This is a genomic window from Bacillus sp. IBL03825 (assembly GCF_024712505.1).
In the GTDB taxonomy this organism is placed as follows: Bacteria; Bacillota; Bacilli; order Bacillales; family Bacillaceae_G; genus Bacillus_A; species Bacillus_A wiedmannii.
This window is the reverse complement of sequence record NZ_JAMXKE010000001.1, coordinates 152,501-168,891: the sequence shown is the minus strand read 5'-3', so window position 1 is coordinate 168,891 and position 16,391 is coordinate 152,501. Positions and strand designations below refer to the sequence as shown.

General features: G+C 38.8%; 11 protein-coding genes, 9 tRNA genes and 2 rRNA genes (1 of these 22 cut by a window edge). 2 read left to right on the top strand and 20 right to left on the bottom strand.

The genetic code is table 11. The features are described 5' to 3' along the window. The first annotated feature begins 168 nt into the window (after positions 1-168). Both NHG49_RS00985 and NHG49_RS00980 read left to right on the top strand, forming a co-directional pair. Entirely contained in the window at positions 169-1,455 is a 1,287-nt protein-coding gene (locus tag NHG49_RS00985; RefSeq protein WP_088048209.1) for a DUF5068 domain-containing protein, read from the top strand. A gap of 157 nt (positions 1,456-1,612) precedes the next feature. Continuing rightward, positions 1,613-2,119, top strand: coding sequence for a DoxX family membrane protein (locus NHG49_RS00980; protein WP_088048208.1), 507 nt, complete (start codon positions 1,613-1,615; stop codon positions 2,117-2,119). A gap of 72 nt (positions 2,120-2,191) precedes the next feature. Here NHG49_RS00980 and NHG49_RS00975 read toward each other — a convergent pair whose 3' ends face one another. From NHG49_RS00975 to NHG49_RS00880, 20 genes are all read right to left on the bottom strand, one after another. Then, positions 2,192-2,758, bottom strand: a complete 567-nt coding sequence (locus NHG49_RS00975) for a DUF4256 domain-containing protein (RefSeq protein ID WP_258125447.1) — start codon at positions 2,756-2,758, stop codon at positions 2,192-2,194. A gap of 118 nt (positions 2,759-2,876) precedes the next feature. After that, positions 2,877-4,841: a S9 family peptidase gene (locus tag NHG49_RS00970; protein ID WP_258126815.1), complete on the bottom strand. Its 1,965-nt coding sequence runs from the start codon at positions 4,839-4,841 to the stop codon at positions 2,877-2,879. Positions 4,842-5,101: 260 nt separating this feature from the next. Next, positions 5,102-6,904, bottom strand: coding sequence for a glutamine--fructose-6-phosphate transaminase (isomerizing) (glmS, locus tag NHG49_RS00965; RefSeq protein WP_064474420.1), 1,803 nt, complete (start codon positions 6,902-6,904; stop codon positions 5,102-5,104). Between the two features lie 12 nt (positions 6,905-6,916). Next, positions 6,917-7,102 (bottom strand): hypothetical protein, encoded by a 186-nt coding sequence (locus NHG49_RS00960; RefSeq protein ID WP_064474421.1) that lies wholly within the window; start codon positions 7,100-7,102, stop codon positions 6,917-6,919. Positions 7,103-7,388: 286 nt separating this feature from the next. Then, a complete protein-coding gene (gene glmM / locus NHG49_RS00955; RefSeq protein ID WP_000521485.1) occupies positions 7,389-8,735 on the bottom strand; it encodes a phosphoglucosamine mutase in 1,347 nt (448 codons plus the stop codon). Then, the gene (locus tag NHG49_RS00950) at positions 8,728-10,215 is read right to left on the bottom strand and encodes a CdaR family protein (RefSeq protein ID WP_088048205.1); all 1,488 of its coding nucleotides are present in this window, start codon (positions 10,213-10,215) and stop codon (positions 8,728-8,730) included. Before NHG49_RS00950 ends, glmM begins: the two co-directional genes overlap by 8 nt. Then, positions 10,208-11,029, bottom strand: coding sequence for a diadenylate cyclase CdaA (cdaA, locus tag NHG49_RS00945; protein WP_064474423.1), 822 nt, complete (start codon positions 11,027-11,029; stop codon positions 10,208-10,210). The genes NHG49_RS00950 and cdaA overlap by 8 nt, the downstream gene beginning before the upstream one ends. Positions 11,030-11,278: 249 nt before the next feature. After that, positions 11,279-12,172 (bottom strand): arginase, encoded by an 894-nt coding sequence (gene rocF / locus NHG49_RS00940; RefSeq protein ID WP_000711562.1) that lies wholly within the window; start codon positions 12,170-12,172, stop codon positions 11,279-11,281. Between the two features lie 209 nt (positions 12,173-12,381). Next, positions 12,382-13,527: a glycerate kinase gene (locus tag NHG49_RS00935; RefSeq protein WP_064474424.1), complete on the bottom strand. Its 1,146-nt coding sequence runs from the start codon at positions 13,525-13,527 to the stop codon at positions 12,382-12,384. A gap of 116 nt (positions 13,528-13,643) precedes the next feature. Then, positions 13,644-13,716: transfer RNA gene (locus NHG49_RS00930), tRNA-Ala, on the bottom strand. A 10-nt stretch (positions 13,717-13,726) separates the two neighbouring features. Further along, positions 13,727-13,798, bottom strand: a tRNA-Gly gene (locus NHG49_RS00925). A 5-nt stretch (positions 13,799-13,803) separates the two neighbouring features. Next, positions 13,804-13,879, bottom strand: a tRNA-Lys gene (locus tag NHG49_RS00920). A 5-nt stretch (positions 13,880-13,884) separates the two neighbouring features. Then, positions 13,885-13,959, bottom strand: a tRNA-Gln gene (locus tag NHG49_RS00915). A 65-nt stretch (positions 13,960-14,024) separates the two neighbouring features. Beyond that, a tRNA-Tyr gene (locus NHG49_RS00910) sits at positions 14,025-14,108 on the bottom strand. Between the two features lie 17 nt (positions 14,109-14,125). After that, a tRNA-Val gene (locus NHG49_RS00905) sits at positions 14,126-14,201 on the bottom strand. A gap of 5 nt (positions 14,202-14,206) precedes the next feature. Further along, a tRNA-Glu gene (locus tag NHG49_RS00900) sits at positions 14,207-14,281 on the bottom strand. Positions 14,282-14,303: 22 nt separating this feature from the next. Further along, positions 14,304-14,376: transfer RNA gene (locus NHG49_RS00895), tRNA-Thr, on the bottom strand. Positions 14,377-14,380: 4 nt separating this feature from the next. Further along, positions 14,381-14,455 (bottom strand) — tRNA-Asn (locus NHG49_RS00890). Between the two features lie 9 nt (positions 14,456-14,464). Next, positions 14,465-14,580: ribosomal RNA gene (rrf, locus tag NHG49_RS00885) — 5S ribosomal RNA — on the bottom strand. A gap of 89 nt (positions 14,581-14,669) precedes the next feature. Beyond that, a 23S ribosomal RNA gene (locus tag NHG49_RS00880) occupies positions 14,670-16,391 on the bottom strand (it continues 1,200 nt past the right edge of the window).

Here is a 16,391-nt window from a genome sequence, read left to right as displayed (position 1 = left end):
AAAATAAAAATCAATATTCCATGCCGACCTTCTGCTAATTTCAGTATATTAAAATAATTAAATAATTAAAACAATCAGAAAAACACTGGTAAATAATGTCTTTATTTTTTATAATAAAACGTGGGGCTAATGTGAGAGTCTAGTTTTACACAAATAGGGGGAAGAAACATGTCAAAAAAATTACTTTCTTTATTTTCTACAGTAATCGTAGCAGCGTTTGTAATAACTGGCTGTGGTCAAAGCGATACGACAAATAAAGAACAAAAAGAGAATGTAACAAAAGAAAGCAAAACAGAAAAAACGGATACAACGAAAGAAAATAAACCTGAAGAAAAAAAATCCGAAGATAAAAAGCCTGAAAATACAGCTACTAGCTCAAGCGATTACTCTAAGCTGATTTCCTATATGGAAAAAGAAACAGGTGGTAAAACAAAAGTTCTTTTTGAAAATAAGGAACCACAAATGTATAAAGCTGAGGATGTTTCAGTATCAATGAACAGTTATACATTAGTTGAATTAAATGGATTCCATACAAATTTCGACATTCCGTTTAATCGTCAAACAGAGGGCGGAGTTATTCTTGTGAACTACAGCGTAAAAAATAGTTCAGCTAAAGATATTTACTATATGCCAGCATTGGACATATCATTTACTGGTGCACAGAAAACATATAGTAACTATAAAGACTTAATTCCAAAAGAAGACCAGCTCCCAACTAAGCTTGCTCCAACGAATGATTACTTAGTAAAAGCAGGAGAAACTATTTCTGGTTATATCGCTTATCCATTCGGAAAAGATGATCTAGCGAAAATTTCAAGTCTCTCAACAGTCTCCGTCACAGTCCCAACTGCACAAGCTAATAAAGGAAAATTTGATGCTCCAATCGGAAGCCCTGGAAACTTTTCATTAAGTTTAAACAAGCAAGGCGCTGAAAAAGTTGCAACAGATAATACTTTCTACCAAGATAAAGCTACAGCTAATAACATGGGCGATAAAAAAATGTTAAAAGAGAAATCAAGTATTAATAACAGCCAAGAATTAGGCGCTGTTAATGTTACATTAGACGGATACCAATTCACTCAATTCACACCAAATTCCGTCGAAGCTCCACGCTTTGCAAATTTTAAAAACGGTCTTGTTCTATTAACAGTGAAATTCAAGCTTGATAACAAAGATGCTCAAGACGTTTCACTATCTCCTATAAGCTCTACATTGAGAGTGAATGATGGTACACAATATACGATTAATGAAGGTATGCTACTAAATTACGACTATAACGCTTCAGTCAAAACAGGAACATCTGGAGAGTTACTGCAAGTGTATATTTTAGATCAAGAGCAGTATGAAAAGATTTGGAAAGACAAAAGCTTTGAGATTGAGTTAGGACCTATGAGAAATAAAGAAGCAAAAGATATTTCACAAGGTAAAAAAGCTAAATTTACATTACCTAAATAAATTACTAAGTATATATTAGAAAAGGCATATAACATATGATTGTTATATGCCTTCTTTATTTTATAAAAACACCATTTTTGTTCACACTTTATCCATTGTGAATCTTTTCACATTGGATATATAATAAACATGTAAATAAAATATTGGAGGGATTTCAATGGTTATCAATTTTTTAAGAACTGATAAACGTGCTGCTTTCATATTATTATTTTTACGTTTTTACATAGGATATGCATGGCTCGCTGCTGGGATAGGTAAAGTTTTTGGACAATCTTTTGATGCAAGTGGTTTTCTAAAGGGAGCTATCGCTCAAGCGTCAGGTGATCACCCTGCCGTACAAAGTTGGTGGGCAGATTTCCTTCAACACTTTGTTCTTCCAAACGCAGACCTATTTAGCTTTTTAGTTCAATGGGGAGAAATTTTAGTAGGTCTAGGTTTAATTTTAGGCGGATTAACAAAAACTGCTGCATTCTTTGGAGTTATAATGAATCTTTCCTTTTTACTAAGTGGAACTGTTAGTGTAAACCCAAATCTACTTATTCTGACTATGTTCATTTTAGTTGCAGGTCATAACGCTGGACGCATTGGATTAGATGGCTATGTTTTCCCTAAACTTTTCCGTAAAAACAACCATGAAACATATAAATTAAGTAAAACTGCGTAGTAACAGTTTACTTTTAAAATATAAGTAAGAAAAAGAGCCTACGTATAGGCTCTTTTCTTACTTACTTCAAATTTAAACTTTTAACGAACCGCGAAATCCTCTAGCAGCATAGTATGAATCTGCTCCATTGTGGTACACAAAAACGTGTCCAAAACGATAATCGCAAAATAGAGCACCACCGAGTTCTCGAATATCTGAAGGCGTTTGTACCCAGCTTGATGATTTCATATCGAAATCCCCAAGCTGTTGCAACTCTCGATATTGTTCTTCTGTTAATAATTCAATGCCCATAGCAGCTGCCACGTCAATAACGTTATTTTCTGGTTTATGTTTTTTTCTTGCCTCTAACGCTTCCAGATCATAACAAAAACTTCTGCGACCTTTAGGACTCTCCTTTGAACAATCATAGAAAGTATACTCATCCTTCTCTTCATCATAACCAACAACATCCGGCTCACCGCCAGTTACTTCCATTTCATGAATTGACCATAATTTTTCATTATTAGTAGCTAGCTTTGCTTCAACTTTAGCCCATTTAAGACCTTCATGGCGGTTCATGTTTTTCTCAAAACGTGCTTGTAATACTTTTAGTAGTTCTTCACGTTGTTCTACAGATAATGCATTTGTATTCTCTGTCATATTAGTCCTCCGAATTACGTTTCCTTATAATCATTTAAATCTTTTCAATAATGGTTTGCATACAGTTTACAACACTCTGATACAATTGCACAACGAAAAATCCCTGTGCGGATATCCATTATATAGTACGAAAACCTTTCATGCTTTCTCCAAGAATATAGTGTGAAAACCACATCAAGTTCTGCCTCATAATAGCTACTCTCATTCCTGGCTGATCCGAGCTATATGCCATTCCTTTAAATATAATTAGTTCTGTATCAACTTCCATATCTCTTAATCCTTCATATAGCTCATATGCATTTGTAATTGGAATTCTTGCATCCATTTCCCCATGTTGAATTAACGTAGGCGTACAGGCTGATTTAATATATGTCATTGGTGATGTTTTCTTATATATCTCTGGATCATTCCATGGAGTATTTCCTAAATACATGCTAATAAAGTAAGGGATATCTGTATTTACATAATGGGTACCCCAGTTCGTAATTCCGCCCCCAACTGAAATAGCTTTAAATCTACTGCTGCATGTAGAACAAAAAGTTGATATATATCCTCCGTTACTCCATCCCATAACTCCTACTCTATCTTTATCTACAATCCCTTTTTCAACTAGTGCATCCACTCCAGATATAATATCATCATAATCAGCAAATCCTTGTTTTCTATAGTTTGCTTTTAAAAATTCATTACCATAACCAGAACTTCCTCTATAGTTTGGTTCTAAAACGATAAAGCCTTTTTCAACAAACTGTTCAATCGGATATTTCTCATTGAAGCAGTCTGAAAATATCGGAAAGGACGCCCAATTCGGACCACCATGGATTACTACTAATAAGGGATATTTTTTATTTGCCTCAAACTCTACTGGGGTTGATAAAACACCTTCTATTTCAAGACCATCACTACTTCTCCATGAGATGATTTCCCTGTTACTTTTAAGCCTGCCTTCGAAAAAGCTATTTTCATTCGTTATTTTTTTATCATCCAAATAGATTTCAAAGGTTTCATTTGTTATAGCCTTAGTATATGTTATATGATTTCCATCCCTTGTTATAGAGGCATCCATTATAAATCCTTCTACTGTTTCGCTTAACATTTCCACAGTGCCATCCTCACATAGCAATCCAATACGGTAATTCGTTTTATCCTGCCACCTAATTAAAATCCCTTTAGCCGTCCACTGTAATGGCATAACCGTACTATCAAAATTTGTTAAAGGTTGAATTACCTCTCCCGTATTCATATCATATATCTCTAATGTACTATCTTGTATATGATTCCTATAGTAATCCTTCTCTCTTATGCTTGCTGCGTAACATATTTTATCGCCCTCGGGAGAAAAGCAGACGCTTGCTCCTAACAACTTATCCATATTCATTTTTTGTAGTTCTCCAGCTTCAACATCTAATATGTAGAGCTCACCATTCATATAATCGTTTAGGCTTGGTGTAGCCATACATACAACCTTTTTCCCATCATTTGAAATATCAAAGTTATGTATATAAAAATCCTTACCATCCGTTAATTGATAAACATTTTTAATCTCGCGTTCCTCTTTATCACTTTGTATCGCTTTTTCTATCTCAATGTAGTATAAACAATTATTCCGATGTTCCTTACCTACATGGTGGAAATCTCCATATCGTTCCTTACGTTTCTTGATTTCCTCACATTCTTTTGACTGTGCAATATAATAAAAACCTTTACCAGTAGGCTCCCATTTGAATGTATTAACTCCTTCCTTCTCATCCGTCATTTGAACCTCACTACCACCGTCTATTGACTTAACAAAGATCTGATTTGTATTAGCCCCGTCACGGCCTGGGCTAAGGTATGCAATAGTCTTAGAATCTGGAGACCATAATGGATGTGTACTATCTATATCCCCATTTGTTAGTGGATAACTCTGCCCTTTATCTTTCTCATATATCCATACATGATTTCTATACGTATTGTCGTCCCAGTTAGCTGTCTTTTTTACAAATGCTACGTTTTTTCCATCATCACTTATGTTTGCACTTAATAAGGCCGGTAATGAAATAATCTCTTCTATACTTAAATATGTTTTTGTTTTTGCTTTCACTTTCATATAATAAGGTCCCCCTTGTAATGTCCATGCATCTATCGTCTCTTCTCTTCATAATAAAGAAAATTGTTCACACATACTTAAAATGATAACTAAAAATTCAGATAAATAAAAATAAATCCGATAAAGTAAAACTTTAATTTTTGGGGTTCTGTCTACTTACCAATTTCAGATGTTCTTTTTCAACACAAAAATACCCCTTTAGATAACATATCTAAAGGGGTACCGATTCATATATTTATTAACCTACCAATCTCCTACTCAACAGTAACAGACTTAGCTAAGTTACGTGGCTTATCAACGTCACACTCGCGGTGAAGTGCTGCATAGTATGAGATAAGTTGGAATGGAATAACTGCTACTAGCGGTGCTAGTGCTTCGTGTACAGCTGGTAATACGAAGCTGTCACCTTCCATTTCTAAGCCTTTCATTGAGATGATACATGGGTTAGCTCCGCGTGCTACTACTTCTTTCACGTTACCACGAATTCCAAGGTTTACGTGCTCTTGTGTAGCAAGTGCGATAACTGGTGTACCATTTTCAATTAAAGCGATTGTACCATGTTTTAATTCTCCTCCAGCAAATCCTTCTGCTTGGATGTAAGAGATTTCTTTTAGCTTTAACGCACCTTCTAATCCTACGTAGAAGTCTACGCTACGTCCGATGAAGAAACAGTTACGAGTTGTTGCTAAAAATTGTTTTGCTAATGCATCCATTTCTTCTTTTTGATCACAAAGTTCTATCATTGCATTTGCTACAAGTCCTAATTCGTGTGTTAAATCGAAATCAAGAACTTCGCCTTTCGCTTTAGCAATGTCCGCAGCTAAAATTGAAAGTACTGCAAGCTGTGCTGTGTAAGCTTTCGTTGATGCAACTGCGATTTCTGGTCCCGCGTATAACGGAAGTGTATAATCAGCTTCACGAGAAAGCGTAGAACCAGGTACGTTTGTAATCGTTAATGCTTTATGACCCATTTCATTCGTTTGTACAAGTACTGCACGGCTATCAGCTGTTTCACCACTTTGTGAAATGTAAATGAAGAATGGTCTCTCTGTTAATAATGGCATGTTATAAGAGAATTCACTTGCTACATGCACTTCAACTGGCATTTTTGCAAACTTCTCGATAAATTGTTTTCCAACAAGACCTGCATGATAACTCGTTCCACATGCAATGATGTAAACACGATCGCTATCTAAAATCGCATTGCGGATGTCTTGATCTAATTCAATCTCGCCATTTTCATCTTGATACTTTTGAATTATATTACGGATTACAAGTGGTTGCTCATCGATTTCTTTAAGCATGAAATGAGGGTATGTTCCTTTTTCAATATCACTTGCGTCTAATTCCGCTGTAAACGGTGCACGTTCAATCGTTTCACCTTGTAAGTTTTTAATTGTAATACTTTCTTTCGTTACGATTACGATTTCTTTATCCATTAACTCAATAAATTGATCTGTAACTTGTAACATCGCCATAGCGTCGCTCGCCACAACATTAAAGTTGTCACCAACACCTACTAATAGCGGGCTTTTGTTTTTAGCAACATAAATCATGTTTGGATTTTCAGCATCAAGTAATCCGATCGCATAAGAGCCATGTAAAAGAGATAGCGTATTACGGAACGCTTCTTCTACACTTAATCCTGTGCTCACTTGTTGTTCCATAAGCTGTACGATAATCTCTGTATCAGTTTCACTTACGAACGTTACATCTTGTAAATATTCTTTTTTCACTAATTCATAGTTTTCAATTACACCGTTATGAACTAGTGTAAAACGTTTTGATGTACTTTGATGCGGATGCGCGTTTACTTTGCTTGGAACACCATGTGTAGCCCAGCGTGTGTGACCGATTCCCACGCTTGCCGCTACGTTCTCATCTACGATTTCGCGAAGTTTTGCAATACGGCCTTTTTCTTTGTATACAACAACACCGTTCTCTGTTTGTACTGCAATACCTGCTGAATCATATCCACGATATTCTAGCTTTTCTAAACCTTTTAATAAAATTTCCTTTGCATCTTGTTCTCCAATAAATCCTACGATTCCACACATGTTTAGTCGCCGTTACAAATGCTTACATTGCTCTGCGAACATGTAACGACATAGTCCGATACCATTTTTATTTATACTAAAAAACGGATTACATATTGCTAGCCCTGTAAGCTTGTAACGGCTTTCACCTTCCTCTCGATTGGGTTTAAGTCCGTATATACTTATACAGCTAGTTTTCATCCGTTCCCTTTCTCTCATCACACTTTCACCTTTGTCCACTAAGTCACCTTAATGATTTAAGTAAAAGCTTGCGGTTGTGATGAACAACCGGGAGTCATCCGCCGAAATCTCGATAAACTCCACCTCGTCAACTACACTACTTGTAGTTCTGGCGCTTTTATAATTTACAATATTTCCTTTGAGAAAAAGAACAAGACCATCTTATAACAAACATGGATAAACCGTCAATGAAATTTTTTTCATCGTCTATAAAACATATGAAAAAGGAGCACTTCTTGTGCTCCTTTTCAATAAATTCATCAAATTATTCAGCGCCAACTTCAGCTTTCACAACTTCTACAATACGATGTACATATGCGTCACACACTTCTTGTGTTGGTGCTTCTGCCATTACACGAATAAGTGGCTCTGTTCCAGATGGACGAACAAGAATACGGCCATCACCGTTCATTTCTTCCTCTACAACACGAATAATTTCTTTAATTTTTTCATTTTCTAATGCTAGTTTTTTATCTGTTACACGAACGTTTACTAGTAATTGTGGGAATTTTGTCATCTCACCTGCAAGCTCAGATAATGGTTTTTTCGTCATTTTCATGATGTTTACCAGTTGAAGTGCACTTAACATTCCATCACCAGTTGTAATGTAATCAAGTAAGATAATATGACCCGATTGTTCTCCACCTAAGTTGTAACCACCACGCTTCATCTCTTCCATTACGTAACGGTCACCAACTGCTGTTTTATCACTTGTGATATTGTTAGCTTCAAGTGCTTTGTAGAAACCTAAGTTACTCATAACAGTTGAAACGACTGTATTATGCTTTAGTTGACCAGTTTCTTTCATGTACTTCGCACAAATAAACATAATTTGATCGCCATCAACGATGTTTCCTTTTTCATCTACAGCGATTAAACGGTCACCATCACCATCAAAGGCAAGACCGATATCAGCGCCTTTGTCTTTTACTAATTTTGCTAATACTTCTGGATGCGTAGAACCTACTCCATCGTTAATGTTCATACCGTTTGGTGAAGTTCCCATTGTTGAAATATCAGCCTCTAAATCCGCAAATAAGTATGGAGCTAAAGAAGACGTAGCACCATGCGCACAATCTAAAGCGATATGTAAACCAGAGAAATCTTCCTCTACAGTTTGTTTAATATATTGTAAATATTTTTGTCCGCCTTCAAAATAATCACTCACTTGTCCAAGATTCGTACCTGTTGGACGTGGTAGTTCATCAACTTCTTTGTCTAATAAAGCTTCAATTTCTGCTTCTTGCTCATCTGTTAATTTAAAACCGTCTGAACCGAAGAATTTGATTCCGTTATCCTGTACTGGATTATGAGATGCAGAAATCATAACACCTGCTTGTGCATCTAACGCTTTTGTTAAATAAGCAACGCCTGGTGTAGAAATAACGCCAAGGCGCATTACTTCTGCTCCAGTTGATAATAGACCCGCTACTAAAGCTCCTTCTAACATATGTCCTGATATACGTGTATCACGGCCAATAATTACTTTTGGACGATCTGTATCTTTTGTTAATACATAACCACCAAAACGTCCAATTTTGAACGCTAATTCAGGTGTTAACTCCTGGTTCGCAACCCCGCGTACTCCATCTGTACCAAAATATTTACCCATTATGATTCGCTCCTTTTTCTGGCTCTTTTTGATTATCTACTGTTGGCTCTTGACTAGTTTCTTTTGTTGGCTCTTGACTAGTTTCTTTTTCTTTATTTTGTTCCTGTTCCGTGTCAGGCTTAGGTTCAGGTTCAGGATTTTTTGGTTTTTCAGTTTGATTATCTTGGTTATTATTTGAATCCGGTTTTTCACCGTTCCCCTGTACTTCTTTATCTGGATTTTCTTTCTTCACAATTGTGACTTTAGCACTTTTTTGCTTTGGCTCTATTGAAATATTACCAGGACCGCTCACTTGAATAGAAACATCCTTCGTCCCCGGAGATACATTTTGCAAATTAATGGCTGCTGTTATTTGAGCAGCTGTTATTTTATCTACTATACTTGTTTCTCCTGAAATATCAACGCTTATCTTCCCATCTTGCGGCGAAAGTAGCTGGGCCGTAACATCTTTAGAAAGTCCATTTTTTTGAATTGATATACCATCAATCGTTCTTGTTTTCGTTTGTTTTGTTTTTTGTACTCCTACCGAAACCTTCACTTGATTCGGTTTTGCACTTGTTACACCCTTTGGCAATAAAACAGAGGTATCGAATGTTGTAGACTCTGTCAATTGACTAAGATCTACTTCGACCCCCTCTATCGATTGTATATTATCCAAGATATCCTTTGGACCTGCTATCGTTACTTCTCTCGGCTCAATGCTAATATTTGTAACGGCCAATCCTTCTGGTAAACTCCCCTTTTTCGTATACGTTACAGGAACAGTTTTTTCAGTATTATTGGCCGTAGCTTGCGTCGCCACATTCAATGTTACACTAATTTTAGATGGACTCGTTCTTACATTTAAACGTTTTCCTTCTTTATTGTATAATGTAACTTCGACTGTTTTTGTAACAGTTTTATTAACACCTTTTAAATCAATATACGCCTTAGCAGATGAAATACTTTCAATTTCTTCTTTCGTCCCAACTACCTCAACAGTATCAGGTTTAATGTTTGATTTTTCGAGAGTAGAACCCGCTGGCATTTGATCCTCATTTGATAATTTTAAGTCTACATGAACGTATTTTCTCGCTTTTTCATGTAGAGTAATTTTAATTGTTGATGGCTGAACTGTTCCTTTCACATCATCTGGAAGCCCGTTCGTTTTCAAAGAAACTTCATAAGTTCCTTTTTCGCTATCTCTCAAATCAACTGGTATATCAAATTGTTTTTTTGCTTTTGCTGTAGCAACTGCTGCTTTTGGGCCCTCTAACTTCACCTTAACGCCCTCTGACGGAATACCACTTACAATATATTTTTCTTCATCATACTTAAGGTTAATGGCATAATTAGTTAAGGTTTCTTTCGCATCATTTGCGAAAGGTATTATCCCCGATGTCGTATTTTTTTCAGTTAAAGTCGCTGACATAAAAAGCATACACGCCAATAGTAATGAGATCCCTTTTAGAAACCAATGATTCTCCATTAACTTATCCATGACGCTTTCTCCTCCAATTCCATAAAGACGAAGAAGTCGTTTTTTCGTTCGCACTAAATTCAGCTAACAACATATCTTTCAGTTGTTCTGTCTTCAAATCACGATGCAACTTACCATTTTTCGTTAAAGAAATTTGGCCAGTTTCTTCCGACACAACTACTGTAATACTATCAGTAACTTCACTAACTCCCATTGCAGCGCGATGCCTAGTTCCTAACTCCTTAGAAATAAACGGACTTTCCGATAACGGAAGATAACACGCTGCTGCTTTAATGGTACTTCCTTGCATAATAACCGCTCCATCGTGAAGAGGTGTATTAGGAATGAAAATATTAATAAGTAATTCCGATGATACGTGTGCATTTAGCGGAATACCCGTTTCCACATAATCACCCATACCGGTCTCTTTTGACAAAGTAATTAATGCACCAATTCTACGTTTCCCCATATATTCCGTTGCTTTCGCTATCGCTGTTGCAACGATTTCAGGTTCATCATCCTCATGAGTTCCAACACGCGAAAATAAACTCCCGCGTCCTAGCTGCTCAAGTGCTCTTCGCAATTCTGGCTGGAAAATAATAATAACGGCTAAAAATCCCCACGTTAATACTTGCTCAGTTAGCCAATAAAGCGTATGCAATTCAAGGAAAATACTGATCATCCGAACGACAATAATAACTGTAATCCCTTTTAAAAGTTGAACAGCTTTCGTCCCTCGAATTATGAGAATTAGCTTATATATAATAAACCATACAACGGCAATATCTAATACCGTACTAAGATATTTCAAAATGGTCGTATCTTCAAAAGGCATGCTAACCCTTCCTCCTACTTACGAGCAATTCTATCCATATATTGAAATATTGTTTTATGCTCTATCTGTATGTATTTCCAACAACTAGTTAATTATACCATACATGAAACAAACGACAATTACAAACAACCCTCCTTTAGTCTAAATTGGTAAGATGTCAAACATTATTATCGTACAGTATAATATAAATCATTATTATACGCTTATTTTCAAATAAAAAAAGCAACTTCTCAGTTGCTTTTCTTACATTTATTTTAGTTTTTCACCGAATAAAGAACCCATTAAAGCAACTGCTGTTGTTGCCGTTCTGTTTCGCTCATCTAAAATTGTGTTTACTTCAACAAACTCAGCAGATGTAACAATATCAGCTTCCGCTAACATTTCCATTGCTAAATGGCTTTCACGATAAGATAGGCCACCAATTACAGGCGTGCCAACTCCTGGTGCATCATGAGGATCAAGACCATCTAAATCTAATGATAAATGTACACCATCAGTATGAGATAAATAAGCGATTGTTTCTTCCATAACAGCCGTCATACCCATACGATCAATCTCGTGCATCGAGAATACTTTAATACCTTCATTGCGAATAAAGTCTTTTTCTCCTTCATCTAATGCACGTGCACCGATAATTACAACATTCTCTTTTTTCACCTTTGGATATGCCCCGTATAAATCTACAAGCGTTTGATGTCCATACCCTAGACTTGCTGCAAGTGACATGCCATGAATATTTCCAGATGGTGAAGTTTCTTCTGTATTTAAGTCACCATGTGCATCGTACCAAATAACACCTAAATTTTTATAATGTTTCGCAACACCAGCTAATGTACCAATTGCGATACTATGGTCACCACCTAATACAAGTGGAAAACGTCCCTCTTCTATAATATGATCCACCTTACTTGCTAATTCGTTACATACAGTTGCAACCTGTGTAAGGTTTCTTAAGTTTGTATTTACATCTACTTCTTTTTCTCTCTCTATACGTATATCTCCTATATCTTTAACGTCATATCCAATTTCTTCAATTCTTTCAATTACGCCTGCATAACGGATTGCACTCGGCCCCATATCTACCCCACGACGCATCTGTCCTAAATCCATTGGAACTCCAATAACTGAGATTTCTTTTTTCATAGATAGTATCCCCCTTTTATGCCTTCACTAAATATTTTAAATCTTTTATATAGTCTGACTCAACTCGACATTTTTCTGTATGGATATACAAATTATTCACTTGTATTCGCCTTAAAAACCCAATTTCAAGACTATTCTATGTATAAAGTTAACTTAATGAAACAACTACCATCATTATTATTAAATAATAATAAAAAACACTCCTACATTTAGAAGTGTTTTTCTGATGCTATTTTCCATACTGCGGCAATATTCTTTGCTGTCATTTCGATATTCTCTTCCGCTACTTTATATGCCTCTTCTAATGTCATAGGACTCGCTGTAATACTAAATACTGCATCGATTCCTTTTTCATGAACAGCTGGATAATTCGGAGATACAGATCCTCCAATAGCAATGACAGGAATACGAAAATGCTTTGCACGCTCCGCAACACCTACAGGGGCCTTTCCATATGCTGTTTGTTCATCTATTCTCCCTTCGCCAGTTATAATTAAATCTGCACCTTCTATATGCTTATCAAAATTTGTATAGTCTAATACAATTTCAATTCCTCTCCGCAAGTTTCCCTTTAACACTGCAATAACAGCTGCTCCCATTCCTCCTGCGGCTCCTGCGCCAGGTATTTTAGATACGTCGCAAGATAAGTATTGTTTAAGGATATTCGCATAATGCTTTAAATTCTCATCCAGCTCTTTCATCATCTCTGCATTCGCACCCTTTTGCCTCCCAAATACGAAAGATGCTCCCCTTATTCCAACTAACGGATTATCTACATCACATGCTGCTTCTATCTTTATATGCAGTAAGCGTGAATCCATGCATGAAAAATCAATAGCGACAATCGAATGTAATGTTCCTCCAGATGGCTCTATTACTTCCCCTTTTCCATTTATAAACCTGACCCCTAAAGCTGACAGCATACCTGCTCCACCATCATTTGTAGCACTTCCGCCAAGTCCTAAAATAATGTGCTCAGCTCCTTCGTCTAGCGCATGTAGTATAAGCTCTCCGGTTCCTTTAGTCGTTGTAATAAGTGGGTTTCGCTTTTTAACCGGAACATGTTGTAATCCTGATGCTGCTGCCATTTCAATAAACGCTGTCTTTTTATCTTTAGACATACCGTAAAAGGATTGTATACGTTCTCTAAGCGGCCCTGTCACATGAAGAGGTATCATTCTTCCATCAGTAGCATCCACAAGTGAATCAACCGTTCCTTCACCTCCATCTCCAATTGGTATTTTTACGTACTCTGCTTTAGGAAAAATTGCTTCAAATCCTCTTTCAATAGCTTCACATACTTTTATAGCTTTTAAGCTTTCTTTATATGAATCAGATGCAATAACAACTTTCACAATTATCCCCATCCTTTATTTTCGCGTTTTCTCCATTTTAAATGACAAATATGAAAGTTGTCTTTTTAAACACACAAAAAAAGCTTACATCATATGATGTAAGCTTTTCTATTAGATGGAGCCTAGCGGGATCGAACCGCTGACCTCCTGCGTGCAAGGCAGGCGCTCTCCCAGCTGAGCTAAGGCCCCTTAGTAATGAAGCGGAAGACGGGATTCGAACCCGCGACCCCAACCTTGGCAAGGTTGTATTCTACCACTGAACTACTTCCGCGAAAATGGTGAGCCATGAAGGATTCGAACCTTCGACCCTCTGATTAAAAGTCAGATGCTCTACCAACTGAGCTAATGGCTCGTAAATGGCTGGGCTAGCTGGATTCGAACCAGCGCATGACGGAGTCAAAGTCCGTTGCCTTACCGCTTGGCTATAGCCCATTAATATTTACTAGTATGGTTATCTTTTCAAAAAAATAAACCCTCTCAGGTTATTTTAAAGAAAATGGTGGAGGGGGGCAGATTCGAACTGCCGAACCCGAAGGAGCGGATTTACAGTCCGCCGCGTTTAGCCACTTCGCTACCCCTCCGACATTTAAGATATATATGGTGGAGGATGACGGGATCGAACCGCCGACCCCCTGCTTGTAAGGCAGGTGCTCTCCCAGCTGAGCTAATCCTCCAAAAGTGGTGACCCGTACGGGATTCGAACCCGTGTTACCGCCGTGAAAGGGCGGTGTCTTAACCACTTGACCAACGGGCCAAAAATTTAAAAACTTTTTCCAAGCTTCCAACCGGGCTTGAACCGGTGACCTCTTCCTTACCATGGAAGTACTCTACCAGCTGAGCTATGGAAGCATAATGGCTCCGCAGGTAGGAATCGAACCTACGACCGATCGGTTAACAGCCGATAGCTCTACCGCTGAGCTACTGCGGAATAATACAAGCCTGGCAACGTCCTACTCTCACAGGGACAAGGTCCCAACTACCATCGGCGCTAGAGAGCTTAACTTCCGTGTTCGGTATGGGAACGGGTGTGACCTCTCTGCCATCATTACCAGACTTTTATCATTATACACATTCTTTTCAGAATGTCAAAAGGAATTTTAATATATATTCCTTCAAAACTAGATAACATTGCTACATATTATATGGTTAAGTCCTCGATCTATTAGTATTCGTCAGCTCCACATGTCACCATGCTTCCACCTCGAACCTATCAACCTGATCATCTTTCAGGGATCTTACTAGCTTACGCTATGGGAAATCTCATCTTGAGGGGGGCTTCATGCTTAGATGCTTTCAGCACTTATCCCTTCCGCACATAGCTACCCAGCTATGCCCTTGGCAGAACAACTGGTACACCAGCGGTGCGTCCATCCCGGTCCTCTCGTACTAAGGACAGCTCCTCTCAAATTTCCTACGCCCACGACGGATAGGGACCGAACTGTCTCACGACGTTCTGAACCCAGCTCGCGTACCGCTTTAATGGGCGAACAGCCCAACCCTTGGGACCGACTACAGCCCCAGGATGCGATGAGCCGACATCGAGGTGCCAAACCTCCCCGTCGATGTGGACTCTTGGGGGAGATAAGCCTGTTATCCCCGGGGTAGCTTTTATCCGTTGAGCGATGGCCCTTCCATGCGGAACCACCGGATCACTAAGCCCGACTTTCGTCCCTGCTCGACTTGTAGGTCTCGCAGTCAAGCTCCCTTATGCCTTTGCACTCTACGAATGATTTCCAACCATTCTGAGGGAACCTTTGGGCGCCTCCGTTACACTTTAGGAGGCGACCGCCCCAGTCAAACTGCCCACCTGACACTGTCTCCCGGGTCGATAAGACCCGTAGGTTAGAATTTCAATACATTCAGGGCGGTATCCCACCAGCGCCTCCACCGAAGCTAGCGCTCCGGTTTCAATGGCTCCCGCCTATCCTGTACAAAATGTACCAAAATTCAATATCAGGCTACAGTAAAGCTCCACGGGGTCTTTCCGTCCTGTCGCGGGTAACCTGCATCTTCACAGGTACTATAATTTCACCGAGTCTCTGGTTGAGACAGTGCCCAAATCGTTACACCTTTCGTGCGGGTCGGAACTTACCCGACAAGGAATTTCGCTACCTTAGGACCGTTATAGTTACGGCCGCCGTTTACTGGGGCTTCAGTTCAGAGCTTCGCTTACGCTAACCCCTCTCCTTAACCTTCCAGCACCGGGCAGGTGTCAGCCCCTATACTTCGCCTTACGGCTTCGCAGAGACCTGTGTTTTTGCTAAACAGTCGCTTGGGCCTATTCACTGCGGCTTTCCGTTAAGAAAGCACCCCTTCTCCCGAAGTTACGGGGTCATTTTGCCGAGTTCCTTAACCAGAGTTCTCTCGCACACCTTAGGATTCTCTCCTCGCCTACCTGTGTCGGTTTGCGGTACAGGCACCTTTTATCTCGCTAGAAGCTTTTCTTGGCAGCGGGGAATCAAAGACTTCGCTCCATAAGGAGCTTCCCCATCACAGCTCAGCCTTCACGATAAGCGGATTTGCCTACTTATCAGCCTAACTGCTTGGACGTGCACAACCAATCGCACGCTTCTTCTATCCTTCTGCGTCCCTCCATTGCTCAAACGATAAAGAGGTGGTACAGGAATATCAACCTGTTGTCCATCGCCTACGCCTGTCGGCCTCGGCTTAGGTCCTGACTAACCCTGAGCGGACGAGCCTTCCTCAGGAAACCTTAGGCATTCGGTGGACGGGATTCTCACCCGTCTTTCGCTACTCATACCGGCATTCTCACTTCTAAGCGCTCCACCAGTCCTTCCGGTCTGACTTCACTGCACTTAGAACGCTCCCCTACCACTGATACCATTGGTATCAATTCGCAGCTT